The 24,912-nt window shown below is 39.8% G+C and carries 26 protein-coding genes, 1 other RNA gene, 1 pseudogene and 1 riboswitch; of the genes and pseudogenes, 6 read left to right on the forward strand and 22 right to left on the reverse strand.

The annotated features are described in order from the left end of the window. The first annotated feature begins 223 nt into the window (after positions 1-223). Entirely contained in the window at positions 224-1,375 is a 1,152-nt protein-coding gene (locus MKZ05_RS09920; RefSeq protein WP_003215454.1) for a diglucosyl diacylglycerol synthase, read from the forward strand. A 33-nt stretch (positions 1,376-1,408) separates the two neighbouring features. On the opposite strand, the gene MKZ05_RS09925 is transcribed toward MKZ05_RS09920, so the two are convergent. Continuing rightward, positions 1,409-2,110, reverse strand: coding sequence for an AIM24 family protein (locus MKZ05_RS09925; RefSeq protein ID WP_050943887.1), 702 nt, complete (start codon positions 2,108-2,110; stop codon positions 1,409-1,411). Between the two features lie 259 nt (positions 2,111-2,369). Here MKZ05_RS09925 and cspD point away from each other — a divergent pair, with 259 nt between their 5' ends. After that, positions 2,370-2,570, forward strand: a complete 201-nt coding sequence (gene cspD, locus MKZ05_RS09930; RefSeq protein ID WP_003215784.1) for a cold-shock protein CspD — start codon at positions 2,370-2,372, stop codon at positions 2,568-2,570. 45 nt (positions 2,571-2,615) lie between these two features. Here cspD and MKZ05_RS09935 read toward each other — a convergent pair whose 3' ends face one another. The 3 genes from MKZ05_RS09935 to MKZ05_RS09945 all read right to left on the reverse strand — a co-directional run bounded on the left by MKZ05_RS09935 (position 2,616) and on the right by MKZ05_RS09945 (position 3,823). Next, positions 2,616-2,798 carry a hypothetical protein gene (locus tag MKZ05_RS09935; protein ID WP_003215507.1) on the reverse strand — a complete coding sequence of 61 codons (183 nt, stop codon included), beginning with the start codon at positions 2,796-2,798 and terminating at the stop codon, positions 2,616-2,618. A gap of 169 nt (positions 2,799-2,967) precedes the next feature. Next, positions 2,968-3,150 (reverse strand): zinc-finger domain-containing protein, encoded by a 183-nt coding sequence (locus tag MKZ05_RS09940; protein ID WP_003215998.1) that lies wholly within the window; start codon positions 3,148-3,150, stop codon positions 2,968-2,970. 1 nt (position 3,151) lies between these two features. Continuing rightward, positions 3,152-3,823, reverse strand: coding sequence for a ribonuclease H family protein (locus MKZ05_RS09945; protein WP_003215694.1), 672 nt, complete (start codon positions 3,821-3,823; stop codon positions 3,152-3,154). Positions 3,824-3,916: 93 nt separating this feature from the next. Here MKZ05_RS09945 and MKZ05_RS09950 point away from each other — a divergent pair, with 93 nt between their 5' ends. The 3 genes from MKZ05_RS09950 to MKZ05_RS09960 are packed head-to-tail and all read left to right on the forward strand — an operon-like array spanning position 3,917 to position 5,173. Further along, positions 3,917-4,606 (forward strand): queuosine precursor transporter, encoded by a 690-nt coding sequence (locus MKZ05_RS09950; RefSeq protein WP_003215661.1) that lies wholly within the window; start codon positions 3,917-3,919, stop codon positions 4,604-4,606. 1 nt (position 4,607) lies between these two features. Then, positions 4,608-5,003, forward strand: a complete 396-nt coding sequence (locus MKZ05_RS09955) for a reverse transcriptase-like protein (protein ID WP_003215503.1) — start codon at positions 4,608-4,610, stop codon at positions 5,001-5,003. 44 nt (positions 5,004-5,047) lie between these two features. After that, positions 5,048-5,173 carry a hypothetical protein gene (locus MKZ05_RS09960; protein ID WP_003215584.1) on the forward strand — a complete coding sequence of 42 codons (126 nt, stop codon included), beginning with the start codon at positions 5,048-5,050 and terminating at the stop codon, positions 5,171-5,173. Between the two features lie 16 nt (positions 5,174-5,189). Here MKZ05_RS09960 and MKZ05_RS09965 read toward each other — a convergent pair whose 3' ends face one another. The 8 genes and pseudogenes from MKZ05_RS09965 to MKZ05_RS10000 all read right to left on the reverse strand — a co-directional run. Continuing rightward, on the reverse strand, positions 5,190-6,077 hold the full coding sequence (locus tag MKZ05_RS09965) for a 5'-3' exonuclease (protein WP_339159970.1): 888 nt from the start codon (positions 6,075-6,077) through the stop codon (positions 5,190-5,192). A 274-nt stretch (positions 6,078-6,351) separates the two neighbouring features. Beyond that, complete coding sequence (locus tag MKZ05_RS09970; RefSeq protein WP_050943884.1) at positions 6,352-6,615, reverse strand: YpbS family protein; 264 nt, start codon at positions 6,613-6,615, stop codon at positions 6,352-6,354. A gap of 41 nt (positions 6,616-6,656) precedes the next feature. Continuing rightward, entirely contained in the window at positions 6,657-10,256 is a 3,600-nt protein-coding gene (locus tag MKZ05_RS09975) for a dynamin family protein (RefSeq protein ID WP_339159973.1), read from the reverse strand. 133 nt (positions 10,257-10,389) lie between these two features. Beyond that, a complete protein-coding gene (gene fbpC, locus MKZ05_RS09980; RefSeq protein ID WP_306172627.1) occupies positions 10,390-10,497 on the reverse strand; it encodes a Fur-regulated basic protein FbpC in 108 nt (35 codons plus the stop codon). A gap of 64 nt (positions 10,498-10,561) precedes the next feature. After that, the gene (locus MKZ05_RS09985) at positions 10,562-11,071 is read right to left on the reverse strand and encodes an isoprenylcysteine carboxyl methyltransferase family protein (protein WP_285859399.1); all 510 of its coding nucleotides are present in this window, start codon (positions 11,069-11,071) and stop codon (positions 10,562-10,564) included. After that, the gene (locus tag MKZ05_RS09990) at positions 11,068-12,168 is read right to left on the reverse strand and encodes a 3-oxoacyl-[acyl-carrier-protein] synthase III C-terminal domain-containing protein (protein ID WP_327839382.1); all 1,101 of its coding nucleotides are present in this window, start codon (positions 12,166-12,168) and stop codon (positions 11,068-11,070) included. Before MKZ05_RS09990 ends, MKZ05_RS09985 begins: the two co-directional genes overlap by 4 nt. Before the next feature lie 302 nt (positions 12,169-12,470). Continuing rightward, entirely contained in the window at positions 12,471-12,977 is a 507-nt protein-coding gene (locus MKZ05_RS09995; protein ID WP_106032571.1) for a GrpB family protein, read from the reverse strand. Positions 12,978-13,369: 392 nt separating this feature from the next. Continuing rightward, a pseudogene (locus tag MKZ05_RS10000) lies at positions 13,370-14,138 on the reverse strand (transposase); the annotation flags it as partial. Positions 14,139-14,502: 364 nt separating this feature from the next. Here MKZ05_RS10000 and MKZ05_RS10005 point away from each other — a divergent pair. After that, positions 14,503-15,357 (forward strand): polysaccharide deacetylase family protein, encoded by an 855-nt coding sequence (locus tag MKZ05_RS10005; RefSeq protein WP_212045976.1) that lies wholly within the window; start codon positions 14,503-14,505, stop codon positions 15,355-15,357. Positions 15,358-15,407: 50 nt separating this feature from the next. On the opposite strand, the gene pbuX is transcribed toward MKZ05_RS10005, so the two are convergent. The 10 genes from pbuX to cotD all read right to left on the reverse strand — a co-directional run bounded on the left by pbuX (position 15,408) and on the right by cotD (position 24,535). Continuing rightward, positions 15,408-16,727, reverse strand: a complete 1,320-nt coding sequence (gene pbuX, locus MKZ05_RS10010) for a xanthine permease PbuX (RefSeq protein ID WP_003215893.1) — start codon at positions 16,725-16,727, stop codon at positions 15,408-15,410. Next, on the reverse strand, positions 16,724-17,308 hold the full coding sequence (xpt, locus tag MKZ05_RS10015) for a xanthine phosphoribosyltransferase (RefSeq protein WP_003215672.1): 585 nt from the start codon (positions 17,306-17,308) through the stop codon (positions 16,724-16,726). The genes pbuX and xpt overlap by 4 nt, the downstream gene beginning before the upstream one ends. A gap of 118 nt (positions 17,309-17,426) precedes the next feature. Next, a riboswitch (purine riboswitch) is annotated at positions 17,427-17,526 on the reverse strand. A 136-nt stretch (positions 17,527-17,662) separates the two neighbouring features. After that, positions 17,663-19,168, reverse strand: a complete 1,506-nt coding sequence (locus MKZ05_RS10020) for a carboxypeptidase M32 (RefSeq protein ID WP_212045975.1) — start codon at positions 19,166-19,168, stop codon at positions 17,663-17,665. A gap of 128 nt (positions 19,169-19,296) precedes the next feature. Then, on the reverse strand, positions 19,297-21,234 hold the full coding sequence (locus tag MKZ05_RS10025; RefSeq protein ID WP_050943879.1) for an ATP-dependent DNA helicase: 1,938 nt from the start codon (positions 21,232-21,234) through the stop codon (positions 19,297-19,299). 74 nt (positions 21,235-21,308) lie between these two features. After that, positions 21,309-21,506 (reverse strand): hypothetical protein, encoded by a 198-nt coding sequence (locus MKZ05_RS10030; protein ID WP_050943878.1) that lies wholly within the window; start codon positions 21,504-21,506, stop codon positions 21,309-21,311. A 106-nt stretch (positions 21,507-21,612) separates the two neighbouring features. Continuing rightward, on the reverse strand, positions 21,613-22,767 hold the full coding sequence (locus tag MKZ05_RS10035) for a class I SAM-dependent RNA methyltransferase (RefSeq protein WP_253622482.1): 1,155 nt from the start codon (positions 22,765-22,767) through the stop codon (positions 21,613-21,615). A gap of 110 nt (positions 22,768-22,877) precedes the next feature. Then, positions 22,878-23,261, reverse strand: an RNA gene (gene rnpB, locus MKZ05_RS10040) — RNase P RNA component class B. 61 nt (positions 23,262-23,322) lie between these two features. Further along, positions 23,323-23,628, reverse strand: a complete 306-nt coding sequence (gene gpsB, locus MKZ05_RS10045) for a cell division regulator GpsB (protein ID WP_003215578.1) — start codon at positions 23,626-23,628, stop codon at positions 23,323-23,325. Between the two features lie 75 nt (positions 23,629-23,703). Continuing rightward, positions 23,704-24,246, reverse strand: a complete 543-nt coding sequence (locus MKZ05_RS10050; protein ID WP_199800961.1) for a DUF1273 domain-containing protein — start codon at positions 24,244-24,246, stop codon at positions 23,704-23,706. A gap of 49 nt (positions 24,247-24,295) precedes the next feature. Continuing rightward, on the reverse strand, positions 24,296-24,535 hold the full coding sequence (cotD, locus tag MKZ05_RS10055; RefSeq protein WP_034661015.1) for a spore coat protein CotD: 240 nt from the start codon (positions 24,533-24,535) through the stop codon (positions 24,296-24,298). Between the last annotated feature and the right edge of the window lie 377 nt (positions 24,536-24,912).

Here is a 24,912-nt window from a genome sequence, read left to right on the forward strand (position 1 = left end):
ACTGTAGTCTGATGATAAATGGCCAAAATGTGTTAAAATACAAATGGCTCTGTCTTCCATTATCAATTTAGTCTTGTCGTTTTTTAAAATTAGTTTAATTCTTTCGTAACGAATGATATGCTCTGACTGTTTATATGTTATCTTTATGTATATGTAGACCTATGAGATTAATAGTTTTCGTACGAAGTTTTGTTGTTGTTGATTACATTTGAGGTGAATATTCTTGAATACCAATAAAAAAATATTAATCTTGACCGCAAATTATGGAAATGGACATATGCAGGTGGCTAAAACACTGTATGATGAGTGCAAATCTCAAGGCTTTGAGCATGTTGTAGTTTCTAATTTGTATCAAGAATCAAACCCCATTGTGTCGGAAGTGACTCAATATTTATACTTGAAGAGCTTTTCCATTGGGAAACAATTTTATCGCTTGTTTTATTACGGTGTAGATAAAATTTACAATAAACGCAAATTTAACATTTATTTAAAAATGGGAAATAAGCGTCTTGATGAACTTATTCAATTACACAATCCGGATATGATTATTATTACATTCCCGATGATTGTTGTTCCTGAATACCGGAACAAAACAGGAAAAGTCATCCCGACATTTAATGTCATGACAGATTTCTGTCTTCATAAGATTTGGGTACATGAAAACATCGACCGGTACTATGTTGCAACCGATTATGTGAAACAAAAATTAGTGGAAATCGGCACACATCCAAGCGATGTCAAAGTGACAGGCATTCCTATTAGACCACAATTTGAAGCAGACGTGCCAAAATCGAAGATTTATAAAAAATATGGATTATCATCAAACAAAAAAGTTCTTCTGATTATGGCCGGTGCTCATGGTGTACTGAAAAATGTCAAGGAATTATGTGAAGCATTGCTTCTAGACAGTGAAGTACAAATTGTTGTTGTATGTGGAAAGAACGCAGCGCTTAAACAATCACTAAGCGATCTTGAACAAGCACATCCAGATCAATTGAAGGCGCTTGGATATGTGGAACAAATTGATGAATTGTTCAGAGTAACAGATTGTATGATCACAAAACCAGGCGGCATTACTTTAACAGAAGCAACTGCAATCGGCGTCCCAGTCATTCTTTACAAGCCTGTCCCTGGACAAGAAAAGGAAAATGCTCATTTCTTTGAAGATTATGGGGCAGCCATCGTCATCAACAGACATGAAGACATTTTAGAATCTGTGACCAACTTGCTTCAAGATGAAGAAAAGTTAGAAACCATGAAACAAAACATGAAAAATCTTCACTTAAAGCATTCTTCTCAAACCATTTTGGAAGATATCGTTGAGCAATCAGATATCATCACGAATAACAAAACGTATGCTCGCGCATTATCATAAAAGGTGTCCGTCAATGACGGACACCTTTTTTCTTTATCCTTGATTTCCATTTGTTGTGTACACTTCTTCAAACGGCTGCACGACAACAAAGCCGCTTCCGCTAAATTTCATTTGAATAGACTCTCCGCTTCCTCTGCCAATAAAGGTTTTGAATGAAACATCTGTCACAAATTCAGTTTTTAAATCCCCTGACCATGCAACTGTCGCATTTGGATCTGTATAGACAGAGTCACCCGGCTGAACAATCAATGTGAGCGGCTCATAATGACTCGTAATCGCAGCAAGGCCTGGTCCTTCTAATTTGACATTAAATAATCCGCCTGCAAGCATCCCCGACACTTTTTTCATCAATTTGATATCCCAGCGGACTGAAGGTTCAAATGCGAGCAAATCATTCCCATTCACAAAAATGGATTCGCCTTCAGCCAAACGAAGAATTGAGATTTTTTTGCCTTGATCTGCTACATATAATTTCCCATCACCTGTTGCCTTCATGAGTGAAGTGCCTTCTCCTGACAGCATTTTTTTAAACATTTTTGAGACGCCATGTTCAAACACGCCCTCACGTTCAAACTTGATTTTGCCTCGGTACGAAACCATGGAACCTGTTTTTGCCCAAATGGTATCAGTCAAATTAATTTCTAAAAGTCTTGATGTTTCAAGTTCGAAGACCCCTTCTCCCTTATCTTCCTGCTGCGTATTCTGAACAAATTCTTCGAGTGTATAACGATTCATGATAGCACCTCTTTCTGTATTTTTTTTATATACGGACAAACTGTGCATAAAGTTTCAGAAAATGGGGACGGTTTAGCTATTATTGTTATTTGTCAAAAAAAATCAAACATTCTGCTCAAAATTTGGCTCTCCCGCTTGACGCTTTACTTTTGATGGTGTATAGTGGAACCATCATTTAACAACTGCAAAGTCGTTAGGTGATGAAAATTTTTTTTAGTATGCCAAAAGGTATGCTACAGTACTAGGAGGAAAAAGCAATATGCAAAACGGTAAAGTAAAATGGTTCAATAATGAAAAAGGTTTCGGCTTCATTGAAGTTGAAGGCGGAGACGATGTATTCGTTCACTTCACAGCTATCGAAGGTGACGGTTACAAGTCTTTAGAAGAAGGACAAGAAGTTTCTTTTGAAATCGTTGAAGGTAATCGTGGACCTCAAGCTGCAAACGTAACAAAAATCTAATCAACTAAATCAATGATGCAAAATAAAGAGAGGCTTATGCCTCTCTTATTTGATTTTCAGCTGAATTTCAATTGCTAAAATATTTTGCTTCAGTCGTTGTTCAATTTCAGAGATATCTTTTTCGAGAAAAGGTCTTCCCTTCTTTGCTACATCTACAAGTTGCTCTAGATCGCTGTACACCTCTTGAAATGTTCGATGTAATACCGTTTCGAACTCCTTATTATTCATACCGGCCTTCCCCTTTTCCTCTAATATCCGTCACTTAGTCAAAAAGTAACTCAACCAAAACTTTCTATAGTTATATCGGCTCATTTTTCGGAATATGTTCTTTTTTTACACATTCTATCCGTTTTTTTTCAAGAGCGAATGTTTGAGCAGGGAAAACCGGTCCGTTCGTTTATTTTTTGAGCAACGTTTGGCCATATTCTTTTATTTTCTCTCCAACAGTGCATTGCTGTATGCAAAAGGAATGGGCATATTTTTTGCCAAATTCTTTTCGAAAATGCTTCTTAATCAAACAATCTGAACAATACGTGTCTTGAAGATCGGTCAATTCTTGTACTGCTGTTTTTTTATCCACATTATTCAGCTCCGTCTGCTTCTAATTTCAATGTACTTTCGATTGGGACGTCTGCAAGAATCTGTCTTGCAAGCTGATCCGCTTCTGCATTTTGTTTCCGATCGATGGCTTCATAGGTTGGCGTCAGCTTCAGCTCTTTTAAAGCCGCTTCAATTCGGTCAAGCCATTTGTTATGTACATCATCATAACAAGGCCATTCTCCTTTTAACTGATTCATGACAACAAGTGAATCTCCTCTAATCGTGACAGAATTTCTGCTTGCCCCCAGGTCTTTTAAAGCTTTTACTGCCTCAAATAAAGCCGCATACTCTGCTTCATTATTGGTACTCCCTTGGAAAGGCTGATTTTTTCTCAATCGATAAGCGTCTTTTCCTAGCTTATAGTAGACGACAACACCAAGACCAGAGTCACCGGTTTCTTTGTGAAAACTTGCATCAAAATAGACTTGAAGCTGATCAGGTTCAAGCTTTAATTCTTCATTTAGCTTTTCAAGCTCTTTTATAGACCACATAGCCCCTTTTTCATCTTCAAATGACAGAAGTGACTGTGGTTCTTTTTTGTCAATATGTTTTGCTAACCTCAAGGCCTCTTTTAGCTCCAACCAATCTTCTTGGTAAAAAGCAATGGACCCAATTGATTTCACTTTCATTGTGTAGTGTGCTCTTAGTTTCATTGATCACATCGCCTTCCCGTGCTTTTAAGGTAAACATACGTTATGCTATAATCAAAAAGTTACATTTACAATGAGAAAGGAAGTTCATGTCACTTGTTTAATGAAGGTATTTGGATCTTATTTGCGATCATTAATTTTATCATTGTTCTTCTATTTTATAAAGGATTTGGCAAGATGGGCCTTTTTGTCTGGATTGGCTTTGCGACGGTTGCCGCAAATTTACAAGTTGTCAAAACCGTTGAATTATTCGGCCTAACGGCAACACTTGGAAATATTTTATATGGCAGTGTGTTCTTTGCAACGGACGTATTGAATGAAAAATATGGACAAAATGAAGCGAGAAAAGCTGTCTGGATTGGTTTTGCTACCCTTTTAACACTAACTGTTGTCATGCAGGAAGCTTTGCTTTTCCATCCCGCTCCATCTGATATCTCACAATCATCGCTGGAAACCATATTTGGCTTTATGCCAAGGGTTGCACTTGGCAGTCTCGCTGCTTATATCATCAGTCAAATGCTAGATGTTTATGTATATTCGTTTATTCGCCGCATATTTCCTTCCGATGGCGCGCTCTGGGTGCGCAATGCCGGAAGTACGATGATTAGCCAGCTTCTTGATACATTGATTTTCACGACCATTGCCTTTCTTGGCACGTATCCATTTCATGTATGGATAGAAATCTTCATCACGACATATGTCATTAAATTTATCGTCGCTGCGATTGCAACACCTTACGCGTATGCAGCGAAAAAAATGGTTCCGCTTGATGAAAGGGTGAAATGATGTGCCAGCAGAAATATACATTGACGGTGCGAGTGCAGGGAATCCAGGTCCCTCTGGCATCGGCATTTTCATCAAATATAATGGAAAGGCTGAGTCCTTCTCCATTCCTCTTGAACCCATGAGCAATCACGAAGCAGAATTTTCTGCTCTGATCGAGGGGATGAAAATATGCGCAGAAAAAGGATTGCGTACCGTTTCATTTCGAACAGATTCACAAGTAGTTGACCGCGCAGCCAATGCAGGATTTGCTAAAAATCCAGCCTTTCAGCACTTTATCAAAGAGATGATCGAGCTTCAAAGCCAGTTTGATTTATTTTTTATTAAATGGATTCCGAGTAAGGAAAATCAAATAGCAGATCAGCTCGCCAGAAAAGCGATTCACCTATCTAAAGGATGAATCGCTTTTTTTCGGTTATGCTAATGTGTGTGAGGTGATACTGATTGGATAAAGAAAATAAAGGTCGTGTCACAAATGGGACAACCCCACAAGGTGATGCGCAAACAAAAGATAAACAGCCACTATCTCAGCTGGAAAATAGAGCAAAGAAAAGCAATACAAAAAGATGAACCTTAGAGATCGGCTTTAGCTGATCTCTATTGTACTTAAACGATTCATCATCGGTTCGATTCCTTTGATTTGATGGTGCCTCAGCATAGCAGCAGCACGTTCTTGATTGATGTTCATTTTCGTCTCATCCATTGGACAGCTGAGCGGGACATCACATTTAATCTCTGCCAATAGACGAGAAAGCTTCAAATCTTCTAATCCTGCTTGCATTTTATTTTGCTGCGCAGCCGTTAGTTCATGGACATTTTCTAACAAACCGTCAATCGTTTCATATGTTTGAATAAATTTTAAAGCAGTTTTTTCTCCGATTCCTTTGACACCTGGATAATTATCACTTGCATCACCCATGAGTGCTTTCATATCAATGAGTGCCTTTGGCGAGATTCCCATTTCCTCTTCAAATAAGGCTTTTGTATAATGCTTATAATTGCCAATTCCTTTTTGCATCAGGGCAACAGTCACTTGTTCATTCAAAATTTGCAGCAAATCTTTGTCACCAGTTAGGACAGTCACACGTGCTTCTTTTTGGTAAAGCGTAGCAAGTGTACCAATACAATCGTCTGCTTCAAAGCCCTTTAAACCAATGTTCACAATTCCTAGTTCTTCTGTAGCTTCTTTTGCTAAATCGAATTGCGGAATGAGCTCGACAGGCGCCTCTCCTCGATTTGCTTTATACTCTTGAAACAATTCGTTTCGATAGGTTTGGCTTCCCATATCCCAGCAGCACACAATATGAGTTGGCTCAAATGTCTGTACAGCTGTTAATAAGTGCTTCAAATAGCCATTCACTCCATTTGTTGGTACACCGTGGTCATTTATCATAAAATTGCGATGGACAGCCGTCGCATAAAACGATCTGAACAAAAGCGCCATTCCATCTACAAGCAGTACGTGTTTATTCATTCTCTTAAACTCCCTTTTCAAAACAATACTCCCATTCTATCACAGAACACAAAACTAGACATGAAAAAGGCGCCTTCTTCTTTTACAAAAGAAGAGGCAGCCCGTTTACTTTTGACCGTATTGCATTTTTTTCGTTTCTGCTTCTGCATAGGACGGCATGTCTTTTTGTTTAGGGTCACGCTCATCCTGCTGCTTTGTCTGTTGCTTTTTTTTCATGATCATTCCCCTTTCTCGGTACATTCATTAAGATGACCAAAAAAGAGAAAGTTACTCTTTACTTCTGTTTCTGCTCGACATACTCTCTGACCATATCATTCGTCACAAGCTTACGAAGCGGAACAATACCGCCTCGTGCAAGCTCATTCATCTTCGACGTAATGGCGTTGATCTCGTCTGTTGTAAATGGCTCGTTTTGCTCACATTTGACAACAGCCATCTCTATTGCTTGTTCTCTTTTCTGTTCAAGCTCAAGAAAGGACTGAATATGAGCATGCTGCTTTTGTGAGTGTGCTGAAATCTCTTCGTGTACGCTCGTCATTTTCTATCAACTGCTTTCTTTTTTATTTAGTCTACCATGAATCAAATGGTTTTCAACTGGTTCTTCCATTCTTCTGTTTGTTCATAAACTTGTTCAATGACGGCCTGCTCTTTGGCATCTGTCGTTAGGCTCGTGATAAATGTTTGTTTTTGTTCACTTAGCTGCTCGAGCGCTTCTGTTTCATATCTTTCCGTAAACGTCTTCACCATCATGTCGTACCTGCTCAGTAATTCTTCTTTTTCTTTATCAGCCCATTTTGTGGTTAACTGATGAAGAATGTCTCGAATCGCTTCAATAAACGCAGCCTTTCCATTCTGTTCAAAGAAAACTTTCGGTGATTTTTGTTTCTTTAAGAGCGGTTCGAATGGCGTTAGTTCAGCTTCGATTTCAATTTGTTTCAGCTCAGCATTTTTCTCTTCAGGCGGCGACAGTGAGAGAGAAAAGTAAGGGTCTTCTGCACATGCCGCTTGCAATCCTTTCTCCCACTCCTCTTGGAAGTATTGATGAATAAACGATTCCATTCGGATATCAAGCGCCTTTAACTCCTGTACAAATTCAAATTCATAATCCTTTAGTGCCTTCTCAAGTGCTTTTTTCAATTGCTGTCCGAAATTCCCTTGAGATATTCCAGGATAAAAGGCTGTCTTAAAGAGATCATTCGCAAATAATGAGAGGCGCTGCACAATATGATAGAGCTGTTCATGTAAGTCCTTTTTCACGCTTTCTGTCACTAGCTTAGATTGCTTTATCTGACTCATTTGATCAAGAATCGCTTCATAGGATGCGTCTATCTTTTTCTTTTCCGCTTGCTTCTCATCTTCTGACTGATGCAGCGTCGCATGCAGTTTGTCGACCGTTCTACATAACGTACGTGCTTCAAAATATAACAGCTCGATCGCATCTTTCGTTAATTCTTCCTCTATAAAATAGTCGAGCTGCTTTCTAAGCTTTGCGTATTGATTATAAGCTGTCTCTCCCTTTCCTTCGATCTCTTCCTTACTGGATACATGATGAAGGTTTGGGTTTCTTATCCCTTCTTTTGTGAGCTCATTTTTCACATAGTCAAAGACGGTGTCAAGCTCTGCTTGATCCTTTGCGAGATCAGCTGCATTGATAATAAAGAACATTTTATCCATGCTAAATGAATCTTTTACAAGCCCAAGCTTACGTAAAAATGACCGATCTGCCTTCGAAAAAGAGTGCTGGTAGTAAGTTAAATAAAGAAGCGCATCTGCGTCCTTCATATATTGAAAGGCGATCTCTGTATGACGCTTATTCATACTGCTAGCGCCTGGCGTATCAACAATAGTCAGCCCTTTATCTGTTAGAGGTGTACTCAAATAAACCGTTACTTCCTTCACCACACAAGAAACAGCTTCTTCCGCCACATATGGTCTCAGTTCTTGAAGGGTGACATGAAGCGGCGTTTGCTTAGTAATGTGATCAACGAAACGGGTATGTGCTTGTAAAAAATGTTCAACAATGACGCGGTGATCTTGTTCAAGCTGTCTTTTTTTAAGCGTTCGTTTGAGCTTGGATGTAAACGCCTCCCCTTTTTCTTCTGAGATCGTAAATCCTAGGATCTGATTGAGCTCCTCTAATATATCCTGTTCTGTTTTGAACACCACTTTGACACTTTCATGCGGGTGATCTTCCGTCGGCCGCGTTAGCTTGTTAATGGTTGCCGTTGTTGGTGTGGGAGAGGAGGGCAGCACCTTTCTCCCGACGAGTGCATTTGCAAAGGAAGATTTCCCCGAACTAAAAGCCCCAAATAAAGCGAGTGTGAATTCTTTTGCTTGCAGCCGTTTTGTTCGTTTTTCAAAGGACTTTCTTTGAGATTGGAGCGCATCTAATGGCAATAAAATCTGAGAAAGCTGCTCAAACTGGTCAATCGACTGTGCCGTCGTGACATGCTGTGACTGACGCATTTGAGGTTGATCAATCTGCTTGTTCGGTTTTTCTTGGTCGCTCTCTTCAGGATGAATGGTCGCTTGCTCCTCCTTTAGCAGATCATGCTGCATTTGTCTCTTTTTCGCATAAAACCAATCTTCTTCGATCTGTTCATCCGTTCCATTTTGCCATATATCCCATACATCCTGAATATCTCGCTTCATTTGTTCATTTTTTCTGGTGCATTGCTCGAGTGTTTGGAGCTCTTTTGCAGACTGAACCCATTTTTCTTGCTGCTCTGCTTGATCTTCCATAAGCTTGGCTTTGAGCGACTCCACCATTTGTTCAATCAGTGGCATCGCTTGCTGCTTAGCCTGTCTTCTCAAGGCTTCGCCAGCATCTTTTGCATATTGCAGTACGTATTCATTGGAGAACGTTGCTCCATGATGAATCACACTTTCAAGAAGTGATTCTTGTACAGGTGTTTCAAACGCCATCACTTGATTTAATAACTCTTCACCAAGCTGATGTTTCTTGACTTCTTTTTTTAGTAGCTCAGCAATATGCCAGTCCACTTCTGCCTTCATTCTCGCTTTGACATCTGTTAAGAGGTCAGTTGCCCGTTTTTCTTTTTCCTGCTCAGTTTTATTTTTAGCAAAAAGCAGTCCCACTTTAAAGCCAGGTGCTTTTGATTCAATATAGTCGCTTGCGAGTTCTCTCATTTTAAATGGAGTTAGGTTGGCATTTTTCAAAATGCTCTCGACTTCAGTAGATACTTCTTCTTCTAACTGCTTGGCTCCATTTTCAATGAAGTGATTTTTCGCTTCCAAATCCTTTACTTCTTTTCTTTTTTCTTGGAGCTGTGACTCAAGCTCCTCACCTTGCAACTCTTCTTTTATCGAGTCAATGTGTTCTTTTAAGACATGCTCAATTTTCTGCTCCGTATAAGCCCGAAGTGAGGCTTTCGGCAACGTCTGTAATTCTTGCAGTTTTTTGATTAAACGAATCATTTCATTTCTTGGATGCGTCTCATCGGTTACAGATGTAAAGTATAGATGATCTTCTTCAATGCCTTCTTTAAGGAGCATGTCAACCACTTGATTTTTGTAGTCTTCAAATGCTGTCTCATGCTCATCATGCCGGTCCACTTGATTCACGATGAAATAGAGATTTGGCACTTTTTCTTTGATGGAGCGAATGAAACGAATGTTTTCTTCAGAATGAACATGGTTGTAGTGAACGACATAAAAAAGAGCATCTGCTTGATGAAGAATAGACGCAGCAGATAAAAAGTGGGCATGATCCGTGGAATCAATTCCTGGCGTATCAATCAGTGCCACTTTTTCTTCAAGGCCTCTATAGTCACCGCTAATTTCCACCATCTCAATCTGTTCTCCATCCTTACAGAAACGCTGTACTGCTTCTTTATCATAGGAGCCGCTCATTTTTGCAAAACGGCCATCAGAGGTGTGAAGCTGCACTTCACTTTCCCCTTTCCTCACGACGACCAAGTTTGCACTTGTTGGGATTGGACTCGTTGGCAAAATGTGATCATGAAGCAGATGATTCACAAGTGATGACTTTCCAGCAGAATAGTGGCCGGTAAATGCGATATATACTTCTTCTTCTGCTTCCTTTTTGATAATCGATGCAAGTTTGGCAGCGCGCTCATGATCATCCCTTTTGAGAAAGCTTTGATATAAAGCTCCTGTAGTTTGAACGAGCGAATCTCGAATAGACAAGTCTTTCATGACGATAAACCCCTTTGTTTTTAGAAAAGTCAGTTATGTATGTGATACCATTTTACACAAAATAAAGAGATTTTTCTTCTGATCTGAGGAAATAAAAAAAATCTGCTGCCCGATCAGTCGCAGTTGACTGGAATCAGGAAGCAGATTTTTTGGAGACACCTTTTAATACGAAGCCAATTAATAGGCTGTACACACACACCGTACCGAGTAAGAAAATCATTGTCATGTGATCACCGTCCATCCTTCATGATTGAGAATGCTTATCATTAATGAAAGTGTAGCACAATTGATAATGATTTTCAATATTAATTTAGCAAATACTGATTTAATGCTTTCTCCTCTGTTTGAATTCGTACAGCCATCATCCATGCATTTAAACATGTAAACAAAATGGCAGTGACATACGCATCAAACAATAGCGGGATCAGTAAAAGCTCAATCGCCACGACTACATAGTTAGGATGTTTCAACCAGCGATACGGTCCTTTTTTTACAATCATCGCGTTTGGTACGACTAAAATTTTCGTATTCCAGTACGTCCCAAGGGAGCATAATGCCCAGTATCGAATGACCTGTGTAGCCATGAGAAAAAGGAGCAGCACAAGAAAATACCCGGACGGCCCCTTATGTAAAAGCCCTATCTCAACTATAAGTGAGAGAAAAAAAGCCGTATGCATAGCGACCATATAGGGATAATGACTAGCACCAAATTCAATGGCACCTAGTGCTTTTACTTTCTTTTCATTTCTTTTGGCCACAAGCATTTCAATGAGCCGTTGACAAACGAAGAAACCGATGACAAGCCAAATGATCATGACAAGACCTCCTCCCACTTCATAAGCAGCAGCTCTGAGGAAAAGCCCGGACCAAGCGCCCCGCAAAGTCCCATCTCCCCCTCTTCAGCTGATTGATGTTCCAGGAAATGCTTGATGACATACAAAACTGTGGCAGAGGACATATTTCCGTGTTGTTTGAGTACTTCTTTTGAAGAAAACAGCTGATCCTCTCGTAAAGATAGACTTTCAACATAGGCATCAATCACTTTTTTTCCTCCAGGATGGGCTAGAAATACGGATAAGTCATTAGTTGAATATCCTTGCTCCTCTAAAAATTGATCCACCTGCTCTTTTAACCAGCCGGAAATCAAACTCGGAATGTCACGGGAGAAAATAACCCGAAAGCCGTCACTTGTAAATTCCCAGCCCATCACATCCTCAGAATCCTTCATCGTGACGGATTGCGTGCTTAGTACTTTAGGGACCGTTTTTAAATGGGCATATTCAAGCGCAGCTTTTTCCCCAGCTAAAAGAACCGCTGCCGTCCCGTCTCCAAACAAGGAGGTGCCGATTAAATTGCTTTTTGATTGATCTTGCGGCTGAAAGGTTAAACTGCACAGCTCACAGGCAACGACAAGTACCTTTGCTTCTGGAAATGCCCTTATGTATTCATAAGCTCGCGACAGCCCTGCCGCACCGCCCCCACACCCTAGGCCCCAGATCGGTACTCGTTTCGTATAAGGAGAAAAAGGAAGGACGTTCATGAGCTTTGCGTCAAGACTTGGGGTCGATAAGCCGGTACTTGAAATAAAAAACAATGCATCGATCTCTTCAACCGGGACTGGTTTTTTTAGAAACGCCTTCTCTTGAAGACAATGTATGATCGCTTCCTTTGCATGAGCCAGTGCCTTTTCCAAATAGATATTGTTTTTCTCTTCAAAAGAGTGGTGCGTCTGATACCATTCAATGGGCTGCACAAACTGCCTGCTCTGAATTTCTCCATTTTGAAAAGCTCTCAGCAGCCGGTCAATATCTTTAAACGATCGTTTAAATTGAGACCTAGCAAAATCAGCAGCTGTTTTCTGATCCACGTGATGCTTCGGGTGACTCGTTCCAACTGAAAGAATGTACGCCATCGGCTTCACCTCTTTTTTCGGTTAATATCCCCTATCGAAAAAAGGATATACATGCCGAACCGTCACAATTCAGTCAAAACATTTTCCTCCATCTAACTTTTTGTCTTGACGACAATTGATAAATATTGGATAATATAGGTGAAAACATGATGTAGTTTTCCTCCTTCACAGGTTCGTTCCAAGCCAAGCGAACCTGCTTTTTTTATGTAAGCTATGTTCAAGAATAATATTGATTCAGTAAAAAATAAAAGGACTCTCTTTGAATTTCCTCTCTTATCAACACCTAAAGCGCAAAACTTCACCTAAATCTTTTCAAGGATTGACTTAATAAAATCAGTTTTTTCATCTGCGTATTTGTGTTTGTCATTTTCATGTAAACTTGATAATTTAAGTTTAAGCTGTTGGTATTCACTTCTAGCTTGCTCGTTATTGCTCAAGTAATCTCTGAAATTTAACTGTTCAAGTAAATACTTATTGTCTCTTTGGTACATATGGATTTGATGTGTTCTTGGTTCTCCTTTATTAAAGTAGTGTCTTTCAGGTAATACATTTGTTCCTTTATATGAGTAACCGAGTCCTTCCAAAGCTACTACACATTTTTCTCCATCAAAAAAATGATCTATTTCAATTGCAATATCAATAATTGGCTTAGCGCTTAAACCTTTTACTGCTGTACTTCCAATATGGTGTACATTGACTGTGTATTGACCAATATCACCTATTATCTTTCGCTTTTCTCTTTCAAATTCTTTTGTCCACTCAATAGACCAAGGGACTAAAAAGACTTCCCCTCTTGGTAATCCCAGCATTTGCTTATCCCACCTTTTTAATTTTAACGTCCATTTGGAAAATTTTAATAAACCAAGTTTATCATAGGTCTCATATGTAGAGAGCAGACAGATTTCAATAATCATCCTATTCGTTTAGATCTATTTCTTGGTTGATGTCATTCAATACGATTCTTAACAATTCACTCTCATCTTATTTTATATCTAAAGAACAAAAATTCTCTTCAACCGATTATTAATAGAGTTATTTAACATAGCTTTATGCAAAAAAACACCTCTCAAATGAGAGGTGTTAGACCGTAGACAAACCCCACCTTTACTTCAAGTAAAAGTGGGGTTTTCACTTATTTCGATAAAATCTATCTGATGTCTTACGCTGGACATGGTTCTTTCCATGTCCAGTTTGCTAATTTTTAAAGATTCATGGCAGCGAAAGTAAGCATCGCTTGCATTGAAACTTTTTTTAGTACACGAAGTTTCGCCCAACGCATACCATGCTTTTCTTTTGAATCTGCAAAGACGCGTTCTATTATTTCTCTCCGCTTTGCTTAGATGTTCTTATTCATTTCAGTGAGTCTTAGGTAGTTTGGTTCATTTAGTCTTGCCAAATATGCCGATGAATTTGTTTGGTATGATTTTGACTTTGTGTACAGTTATCTTGAAAAGAACAAGTTTTACATACCTCTGAATCGGACACATATTGCTTATATCCTTCTCTAGCCGTTGTACGGTAAGAGAGAATTTGCCGGTTTAGGCACATGTAACAATCAAAATATGCGTCCATACACGCATTCATTCTTTTTTTAAATAACCAGCTTCTGTTCTCGGACGAGTGTAAGGCTTGACAGGTCTTATCTCTTGATCCATTAAAAACTTAGCGATATATGGTGTTTTATATACAGCATCTACCGTGTCTACATTTCGTTTTCCGATTTTCTCTGTCACCTGTTATACGAGTGAATTTAACATACGAGTATCATGAACATTGCCACCTGTGACCAGTGATCCAAAAATAAATCCTGTTGAATCACAAGCTGTATGAAAGGAATAAGCACATGACTTTTCACATTCACCTTTTACATAGTAGCCAATCTCTGATTCAGTTGTACTGACTTTGATTTCTTTTGTTTCTTCTTTATTTTGTAGGGGTAAGAGCTTTTCTCTATGTATTTCGCGATTGATCGCCTCTATCTCCAATATCCACATGAGCATCCTTTTTTTCAATGAAATCGTCATTATACAACACTTTCATACGGAATCTCCCTTTCGCTTCGCATTAATGGTTAAATCTGATGCTATCTTAGCGTATAAATATCAACGTTTCGATCATTATTCAGAATGATTTCATTTAAACATGAATGGATCACCTTTTTTTCTGATCAATACAAAGCAATAACCATGAAATGCTAATTTATTTGATTATTATATATAAAAAGGTGTTTTTTTCCTGTATACTTAATCAATATGAACACCATGAAAAACAGTGAAAAAAGATAGAATCTACTACATGATTCGGCACAAAATTTAATTGACTGGAGTGATTGTAATGAAAAAGGTGTCCAAAAAACAGACACCCTACAACACGATACTTCTCTCGAAGATAATTGGTTTAGTGCTTCTTACACTGTTTCTCTTTTTTATCTGGGATATGTCTAAACCCCATTTGCAGGCGACAAATGGGCAAGCAAAAATTGTTGCCAGCAGTGACTTCCGAGACACAAGCATCAGTCTGAAAGCAAAAGATCATTCTACAAGAACATTGGATACACATGTTAAGACCAATCCAAACCAACAGACAACGAATAAAACGGTCTTTTTAACATTTGATGATGGTCCTACTGCTACATCAAATCAGCTGTTAAATGTATTAAAAGCACATCACGTGAAGGCGACATTCTTCATGCTTGGACCGCAAATCCAAGCACACCAAGCAGCTGTGAAAAGACTTTATCAAGAAGGACATCAATTAGGGCTTCATGGCATGACGCATGATATAAACCGCTTTTATCAGAACAGTGAGTCTCCCGCAAATGAAATGAGAGAAGCTCAGCGCATTCTTGCTTCTGTTACAGGCGTTTACACCCGTCTTGTGAGAACACCCTATGGCAGTGTTCCAAATTTAACATATCATCAAAAAGTACGTTTAAACCAAAATGGCTTTATTTACTGGGATTGGACGATTGATAGTCTTGACTGGAGATATAAAAACTCACAATATGTTCCAGAGGTATTGAATCAACTGCAATTGTTTGAGAAAACTAAACCATGGGAACCAAAAGTTATTTTAATGCATGATCAACCCTCTACCACAAACTATTTAGATAGCCTGATTACACAGCTAAAAGCAAGGGGCTATACATTTGCAGTCATTAACGAAACAATGCAGCCGGTACAACATTAATAGCGCTAATCACAACAAGCCCGTATCCAATAGATGCGGGCTTTCAGTGTTTACACAACAGATTTCTTAGGCTCTTCCATCAGGTCCTGCCCGGTTTCTTTTTTAAAAGGAATCATGTGATAAATAATATGAAGCAAAATAGCGGTAAAGCTACCGGCCACGATGCCATTACTTGTTAATAATTTGATTGATTCTGGCAGATGCTCAAACATTTGCGGCACGACGGTGACACCTAAGCCAATCCCCACTGAGCAAGCAACAATCAGTAGGTTTTCCTGTTTGGCAAAATCCACACGCGAGAGCATTTTAATACCGTAGGCAATGACCATCCCAAACATGGCAACCATTGCGCCGCCAAGAACTGACTTTGGAATAATCGTCGTAAATGCAGCAATTTTAGGAAAAAGTCCAAATAACATGAGCAATGCGCCTGTCACAACGATGACTTGATTTTTCTTGACCCCTGTCAACTGGATCAACCCAACGTTTTGCGAGTAGGCTGTGTAAGGAAAAGCATTAAAGATACCACCTAATAACACAGCAATCCCTTCTGCGCGATAGCCTTTCGCTAAGTCCTTCTCTTTTAATGAGCGGTTTGTTAAATCACCTAATGCGAAATAAACACCTGTTGATTCGACTAGTGACACAATGGCAACTAACGTCATCGTCATAATGGGTGCAAATTCAAAGGTAGGCATGCCAAAATAAAATGGTTCAATCATACGGAAAACTTGTGCGTTCGCCACCTCAGCTGTTTCCACTTTCCCCATAAATGCAGCAACGGCTGTCCCAAGGAGAATACCGATTAAAATGGCGATCGCCTTCATAAAGCCTTTTGTGAATCGATAGAGAAGCACAATGATAAACAGCACAAGGAAGGCGAGGCCTAGATTTTCAAAAGAACCATAATCAGCACTTCCTTCTCCCCCTGCCATATTGTTCATCGCTACTGGAATAAGGGTAATGCCAATAATGGTGACGACAGACCCTGTCACGACAGGCGGGAAAAATTTCACAAGCTTCCCAAAGAAAAAGGAAAGCAGAATGATGATACACCCCGAAGCGATAATACTTCCATAGATAGACGAAATCCCGTATTTAGAGCCAATCGCAATCATAGGAGAAACCGCAGTAAATGTACAGCCTAATACAACAGGCAAACCGATACCAAAGAAACGGTTTTTCCAAACTTGAAGGAGCGTGGCAGCCCCGCACATGAAAATATCTGCTGAGATTAAGTAAGTCAGTTGTGCAGGTGTGAGGCCGAGTGCATCTCCCACAATGAGCGGCACAAGAACGGCCCCTGCATACATCGCCAGCACATGCTGAATCCCTAGCGAGAGCGTTTTGGCTTTTTTAGCTGCACTCATGATTGTACCTCTCGTACAAACGTGACTTTCCCTTCCTCAAGTGATTCAATCCGTGCAAGGGATTCGACGCGGTAGCCCATTTGAACAAGTGCATCTCTTCCCGGCTGGAATGACTTTTCAATGACAATCCCAAATCCGGCTACTTTTGCCTTCGCCTGCTTTGCGATTGCGGCAAGTCCTTTAGCGGCTTCACCGTTCGCCAAAAAGTCATCAATGATTAATACACAATCCTTTTCACCGAGATGCGTATTTGAGACAGCGATCGTGCTTTCTACTTTTTTTGTAAAAGAATACACACTCGCTGTTAATAGGTTTTCTGTTAGTGTTAATGATTGACGTTTTCGAGCAAAAACAACGGGTACTTGAAGAGCTAGTCCTGCCATCACAGCAGGTGCAATGCCCGAAGATTCGATTGTGATAATTTTTGTAATGCCATCATGCTTGAATAATCTAGCAAACTCTTGCCCGATCTCATGCATTAACACAGGATCAATTTGATGATTTAAAAAGGCATCTACCTTTAACACTTGATTTGACAGAACGATTCCTTCGTTCTCAATTTTTTGACGTAACAATTCCATCATTCTTCCTCCCAGCATATTGGCAAACATTTTCATTTTTTTGCATAAAAAAAGCATTGCTGTCCATGAGGAGCAAGCAATGCGAAAACGATCCACGGATCTTCAGCTCAAACAAGAGCTGTTTCATTTGCTCACTCATAGTCGGACGGTATCGGTGTCCGGTAGAAACTTGCGTGCCATCATCACGCGATTATATGAGTGTTATAGTGTTCAAATTATAACAAGATTTCAGACGCTTGGAAAGCACTTTTCTAGAAAAATACCGAACTTAAATAATAGATCAGGTCAAAACGTTCGTTTTTAGAATATTCAAGCATCAAAAAAGCACCCTTCTAAGCAAAGGGTGCCTTTTATTTAAGATAAATACAGTTTCGTATATTTATCCGTTAAATAATCGATTAAATATTGTACATTTAATTCCTCACCAGTCGCATCTTGAATGATTTCAGAAGGCTTTTTGCGTTTTCCATGCTGGTGAACATGTGTTGTGAGCCATTCTTTTATCGGTGCAAAAGACCCATTTTGAATCAGCTCATCAAAATTCGGTAAATCTTTGATCATTTGGTGCTTTAGTTGCGCCGCATACATATAACCAAGGGCATATGAAGGGAAATATCCAAAGCTTCCATCAGACCAGTGAACATCCTGCAAGATGCCGAGTGCATCATTAGGAGGCGTAATGCCAAGATATGCTTTATATTTTTCATTCCACAGTGCAGGCAGGTCTTCGACTGCCACTTCTTCATTAAATATCGCTTTTTCAATTTCATAGCGGATGATAATGTGAAGCGGATATGTAAGCTCATCTGCTTCAATTCGAATATAAGTTGGCTTCGATTCATTCACTGCATGCACAAAGTCTTCTAAAGGGACATCTTTAAACTGCTCAGGAGACGCTTCTTGAAGCTTTTGATAATACGTTTTCCAGAAGTCTTCATGTCTGCCAATAAAGTTCTCAAAGAAAAGAGACTGTGATTCATGGATCCCCATTGATGTGCCATCACATAATAACGTTCCGCTCAGCGCCTCATCAATGTTTTGTTCATAGATGGCATGACCACACTCATGAATCGTGCCAAAGATCGCCATCCGAAAATCATGCTCATCATAACGGGTCGTCACACGAACGTCCCCTCTGCTCAATGTCACAGCAAACGGATGAACTGTTGTATCCAGACGTCCTGCGTCAAAGTCATACCCTAATTCTTTTAAGAAGAAAAGACTCAGTTCCTTTTGTTTGTCGATCGGAAAGCTTTTCGATAAAAATGAAGTATCCGGTTTATGAGGAGAGGCTTCGATTTTTTTCACGAGAGGAACAATGGCATCACGAAGTGCACCAAACTTTTGATCTAGCTGTTCAACCGTCATATCTGGTTCATAATTATTGAGCAGCACATCATATGGCGTTTGTTTCACGCCCCAATATTGAATAAAACGCTTGTTAAAATCAATGAGCTGTTTTAAGTATGGTGCAAAGAGTGAAAAGTCTGATTTCTCCCTTGCTTCTACCCAAACATGCTCTGCTTTTGATTGTAAAATCGAGTATTCTTTAAATTCTTCTTTCGGAATTTTGCTGTTTTCATCATACTCTTTTTGTGATAATTCGAGCGCCTTTTGTGTATCTTTTGACAGCTCATCTCGGTGTTTATTTAATGCGTGGAGAAGATCTCTCATTTCATCAGAAGTCTTCATATTAAAAATATCACTTGATAATTGACCGATCGTTTCAGCTCTGAAATCGGCGCTTTTTTTAGGCGCCTGTGTTCTAGAGTCCCAATAAAGTAAATGGAGCGCCTCCGTATAGTGGGCGATTTTTCCTAGTAATTGATAAAACGCTTTCTCTTTTGCTTCAAGACTCATACGTTTGTTCCCCCAATCGATAAAATATGTATGTACGTTTCAAGGCTACTTCAAGGAATGTTCTTTTGTCAATCAAAAAGGAGGATACGCAGATGGTATCCTCCTCTCTTTTCTCGTTCATATGTTATTTAAGATGTGATGATTGGCTTTACTGGCAGAACGGATTCAATTTTACTTTGAAGCTCTGTATCTTCCTTACGGTCAAAGTAAATATGAATGGTTCCTGCATCTTGGCTTGTCCGAATCAGTCTCCCAATTCCTTGTCGTAAGCGCAGCAGCATATACGGAAGGTCGACTTCAGCACGAGCATCCTTTGCTTCATTCCGTTTCGCCTCAAATACCGGATCACGAGGCGGGTAAGGAAGTCCCCAGATGATCACATTTGTTAATGATTGACCTGGAATATCTAATCCTTCCCAAAGGTGAACAGAGCATAACACAGACGTCTCATCTGCTTGGAACTTTTGAACAATTGTACTGATTTCCTCGTCTCCCTCAAAGTACACGTCGAAAGGCAGTGATTCATTCGATGCCTCAAGCTGCTTTCTAAAGAAATGAAGTTCATCAAATGAAGGGAACAAAATGAGAGACCGTCCTCCATTATCTTTCAGCTGAGTGATCACTTGCTGTCCTTTTACTTCTTGCTCTTGAAGCTGCTGAATCCCGTGGAAATAAATCTTCATTTGTTCATCGTAATCATACGGCGAAGCGACACTCATTGATAAGTAATCTTTAATCCCAAGACTTTCAGCTAAATAATCAAAGGATTGATTTTCAGACAATGTAGCAGAAGAGAAAATGTATGGTCTTTTTTGCGAGAATACCTTTTCACCAAGCACCTCTGCGACAGTCTTTGGCATCACAACAAATGTCGTATCTAATTCCTGCTTTTCAAGCCAGCTAATCGCATTTTTTTGATAAAGCGACAGAGAATACGCCATTTGTTCAATGTACTCTTCCACAACAGACAATTCGTATTGATCGATTGTATACATCTCTGATTCAAATACGAGTGCTTCTCCGATTTTTTCAAGTAAATCACACAATTCACTTGCTGAACGCTTCACCTCATCCACACGTCCAATTTCAAGTCGATGTGAGCCCTTGATTTCTTTGGCATGTGTTTTTAAGAGATAAAAGAACTCATCGTTTGTAGCAAGTGCATCTTCAACGAGCTCGGCAAACTCTTCGCGTATATCGTTTTGTAGCAGGCGCTCTAAAAAGGTTTCGAGCATTGATTGCTTCACGCGGTATGTCAGTGCTTTTTGTGCGGCAAATTCAAGAAGATGGCCTTCATCAAATACAACGGAGCTATGTTCTGGAAGCAGCGGAAGCTGACCCTCACGTTTGCGTGATTCCTTCGTCCACACATGCTCCATATAAAAATCATGAGAACAGATGATGAGGTCTGTTGCTTTCCGGTAATGATCTCTTGATAAATTAAGACCACAGCGATGACGCATATCGCACGTCAAGCAGTCCTGAAACGAGTCATAGCCAATGCGTGACCATTCATCATTGGATAGCTCTGGGTACTCTTTTCGATCACCATACGGATAAAAGTTTTGCATGCCATGTGATTCATGAACAAATGAAGGAAGCGATTCATAAATATCGAGCCACTTCTCATCATCTTCACGCTGCATGGTTTTCTCTAATTTCTTTAAGCATAAATATTGATCATGCGATTTACTTAATCTCGCATCTATTTGAATATCAAGGTGATTGGCAATTTTATAGATATCACCCTCTTGTTTCACTAGCTGTTCAATTAACGTTTCGTCTGCACATGCAATAATCGCAGGTTTCCCTGTATACCTTGCATATGTGACCGCAAATAATAGATAAACGATGGTTTTGCCTGTGCCTACCCCAGCTTCGGCAAACATCACACTTTTTTCTTTAAAGGCTCTTTCTAGTTGAAAAGCCATGAATATTTGTTCATCTCGAAGATCAAAGCCCTTTTCTGGTAAAATGTCATAGAACACATCACCAATCCAGTTGCCCAGTTCTTCGTAAAAATTATGTTCTTTTGATAATGAAAAAGGCAAACGAGATGCTGTCACCTGCTTCAACCCCCAACTTTTGAATCATTCAGACATTCTATAGTAACATTTATGCGGGGGAATGACAATCTTTTTTATGACCGCAAACGATGTTGATAGGTTTCCTTCATTAAAAATGCGTGCTCAGAACGCTCTATGTAAGCCTGAGCAAGCGCTAAATCTTCGATGGCTGCAGTGAGCTGAGCAGATTGTCCACCTTCTTGCCCTTCAATTTGTTGAGCAGTCGAAGCGAGTGCTTTTTGGATTAACTGAAATTGATCATATTGTATCATGGAGACACCTCTTTTTTTAAAATCAAGTTCAGTTTATTCCCTCCCGTGAAGGTTTATACCTTTCTGGGATAAAAAAAGCCACACCTTCTGTAGGTGTGACATTTTTTTATGATTCAGTTGTCTGTTTTCTAGGCGGGCGTTTTCCCCAATATTGGTAATAGTCTGTTTTAATAAAACCATTAAACAGTTTTCTCTTTTTCGTTGCTTTTCTACCAAAGCACTCTTCGAACTTTTCATGTGACGTTAAGATGTAAATGGACCATGTGTCTAGGATTTTAAATGCTTCGCCCATTCCTTGATACATTTTTTCAACCGCTGGTTTATCACTGAGTCGTTCTCCGTAAGGCGGATTTCCGACAATCACACCGTAATCTTCTTTTGTTTGAAAGTCTTTCACTTGCATTTGTTTAAACTCAATCAATTCACTTAGTCCCGCTTCTTCTGCATTCATTTTTGCAATGTCTATCATCCGGTGGTCGATATCACTTGCAATAATGTGGAGCGGCTGATCATAGTTTGCTTTTTCTTCCACTTCGTGACGCGCTTTGTTCCATACATCTTCACCAATCCATTCCCATGACTCAGACGCAAATTCCCGGTTAAATCCTGGGGCAATGTTTTGCCCAATCATGGCCGCTTCAATGGCGATTGTTCCTGATCCGCAGAAAGGATCAACAAACGGACGGTCAGGTGTCCAGTTCGTTAATAGCACGAGTGCAGCCGCAAGGGTTTCTTTAATAGGTGCTCCGCCTTGATCCATGCGGTACCCCCGTTTATGAAGACCTACACCAGATGTATCAAGCGTGAGCACAGCTTTATCTTTTAAAAGGGCAACCTCAATTTTATACTCAGGTCCTGTTTCTTCAAGCCATTCAGACTGTATGTTGTAAGAGGATATGAGCTTTTGCGCAATTGCCTTTTTGACGATACGCTGGCAATCCGGCACACTGGCAAGCTGTGATTTCACAGATTTACCGATGACTGGGAACGTGCTGTTTTTCGGTAAAAAAGAGGCCCAGTCAATCGCCTTTGTGCGTTCAAACAGCTCATCGAAGGTTTTTGCCGAAAATTCAGCAACTTGTACCTTTATGCGGTCTGCTGTACGCAGCCAAAGGTTCGCACGACAAATCGCAAGAGCGTCTCCTTCGAAAATCACTTTTCCGTTGTCTACTGTGCAGTCATAGCCAAGGTCTCTTACTTCTTTTGCAACAATCGCTTCAATTCCCATTGGAGCCGTTGCGATAAGTGTATAGGTTTTCATTGATTTATCACCTGTTTTCTCGTCCTTTTATGTATTCCAAGATAAAAGCTCTCCATATGTTGAAATAGGAGAGCTTTGTTTTCATCATGTTTATCATAACGGATATAACGTTCTGTAAGCCATGTTTTGTTCCATTGTACTGCAAACGGCAAATGCCTCGTACTCAGGTGGTAATCATCTATCTACAGAATTCTCTGTCCTTCTCTCCGTTTGGTTCCTTTGAGAAAGTTCCCCTACCAAGTTTGGGTTTCTCGCTCGAGGGGTTTACCGCGTTCCACTCTCACCATTTCTAGTGAGACTTCGTCACTGTGGCACTTTCAAGGATACTTTGCCATATCCTAAAAGGACGTAGGCATTTTTCCTGCCGTCAGCCTTTCCCAGGCTGCCCTGGCTTATTTTTTCGCCAGGCACGAACACTACGGGCATCTCAGCACCGTGCGAGCATGGACTTTCCTCTGCAATGTCTAAAAGCATTGCAGCGATTACCCGAACGTTAATCAACAAGCGTTATTATAAACGACAATGACATCAGGCACAAGCTTTTTTCAGCAAGGCTCAATCATAAAGTTTGCTGCCGAAAACGTGTTTCTCAAGGTTAGATAGTCTTTTTAAAATATCAGAGTTTGTTGTATTAGACTGTGCAGGCTGTCTTTTCCCTTGCTCAACGGCTTCCTCAAGCTGTTTAGACAAATGGAGGTTTTCTTGTTGAAGCTTTTCGATTTCTTGGTTGAAGGACTCATAGTCTTTAATGACCATATCTAAAAATTTATCGACTTCTTCTTGTTTGTATCCTCTGACACCTGTTTTAAATTCTTTTTCTAAAATTTCTTTTGCAGAAAGCTTTACTTTATCAGCAAGCATCTTTTTCACCTCATATCGTGAATTCATAGTATATTTTTTCAGAAATACGTGACGTTGTCAAATTTTCTCTTGCTTTTAGTCAAAAAACGGATCTTCCGCCTCAACTTGCGCTCTCAAATCATCCATTGTGATGTACATAATGGGGTAATCGGTATAGTTTTCCGCTTCTTTGATCATGTACTTTGGCGAGCCATCATGCTCCGGATCATAAAGGGCGAGGAGTCCATCTGTTTTTTCAATAAAAAAACGGTTCTTTTGTTTAAATTGTGCCGGACTTTCATACGGTCTATGCGTGACACTTTCTACAAAATCAGCCTGTGCAAGAATTCCTTCATACAACTCTTTGTTTTGTTCATTCCAGCGCTCTTCCTGTTCATAAAATGGCGTAATGACGGCAAGTTTTAACGCTGGATACTCCTCTTGAAGCTCAAATACTACTTCGGCCGTCCAGATTTCTGCCCCTAGCTGGCCTGATATGAGAACCCACTCGAGGCCATCTTCAATTAAAGCTGTCAGCCTTTTTTGAAGCTCCGCTTTTATGTATTGAAGTGCAGGCTCGTCTTGTTTGAATATCCCAAGCTCAAATGGCTTGTACCCTGTGACAGCAATAATTTTCATTTTTTCACCTGCTTTTAAAAAAAGGGACTTATAAAAGTCCCAGTTCACTTTATCTGTTACAGCAAGGTCCACCGCAGTTAAAGTGTTGATGTGTTGCTGGGTCCACCTGAGAAAACGTATGCGGGAAGTAGTGAACATGTTTGAAATTTTGATGGTGTACATTTGTCACATGTTGCGGATGGATATGCGGCACAATTGTTGTTGAATCACTGTGTGTACAGCAATGATTCGTCGGATGAACAATTGGCTGTGTAACATTCGGTTGGCAATGATGATGATGATGGTACATGTAGCATTCCCCTCTCCTTAATTTTCTTACATTAACAATGTATGAATTAAGAGGTGTACATGTACTAATGCATTAACCTATTTTAAAAGTTTGCAAGGAAAACATCCTTATAGTTTGAAAACACAAATGCGACCAAAATGACAACAAGAAAAAACAAGTAGAAAAGACCTTTATACATGCTCTACGCTCCTCATTCAATATCTAACGTTATTTTACAGGATTCATGACTTTTCTACAATAAAAGTGCTAAACAATTTTTATTTTCGGCCGAGAGCCGAACGTTGTCATGTTTTGCGCTTTCCCGGGCAATAATTTCATTGTCCAGCTTTCCGAAGTAGACGAATTATTCTTTTTCGAGCTCAACATATTTCGAGAGC

This window comes from Bacillus sp. FSL M8-0277 (genome assembly GCF_037975305.1).
Lineage (GTDB): Bacteria > Bacillota > Bacilli > Bacillales > Bacillaceae > Bacillus > Bacillus pumilus.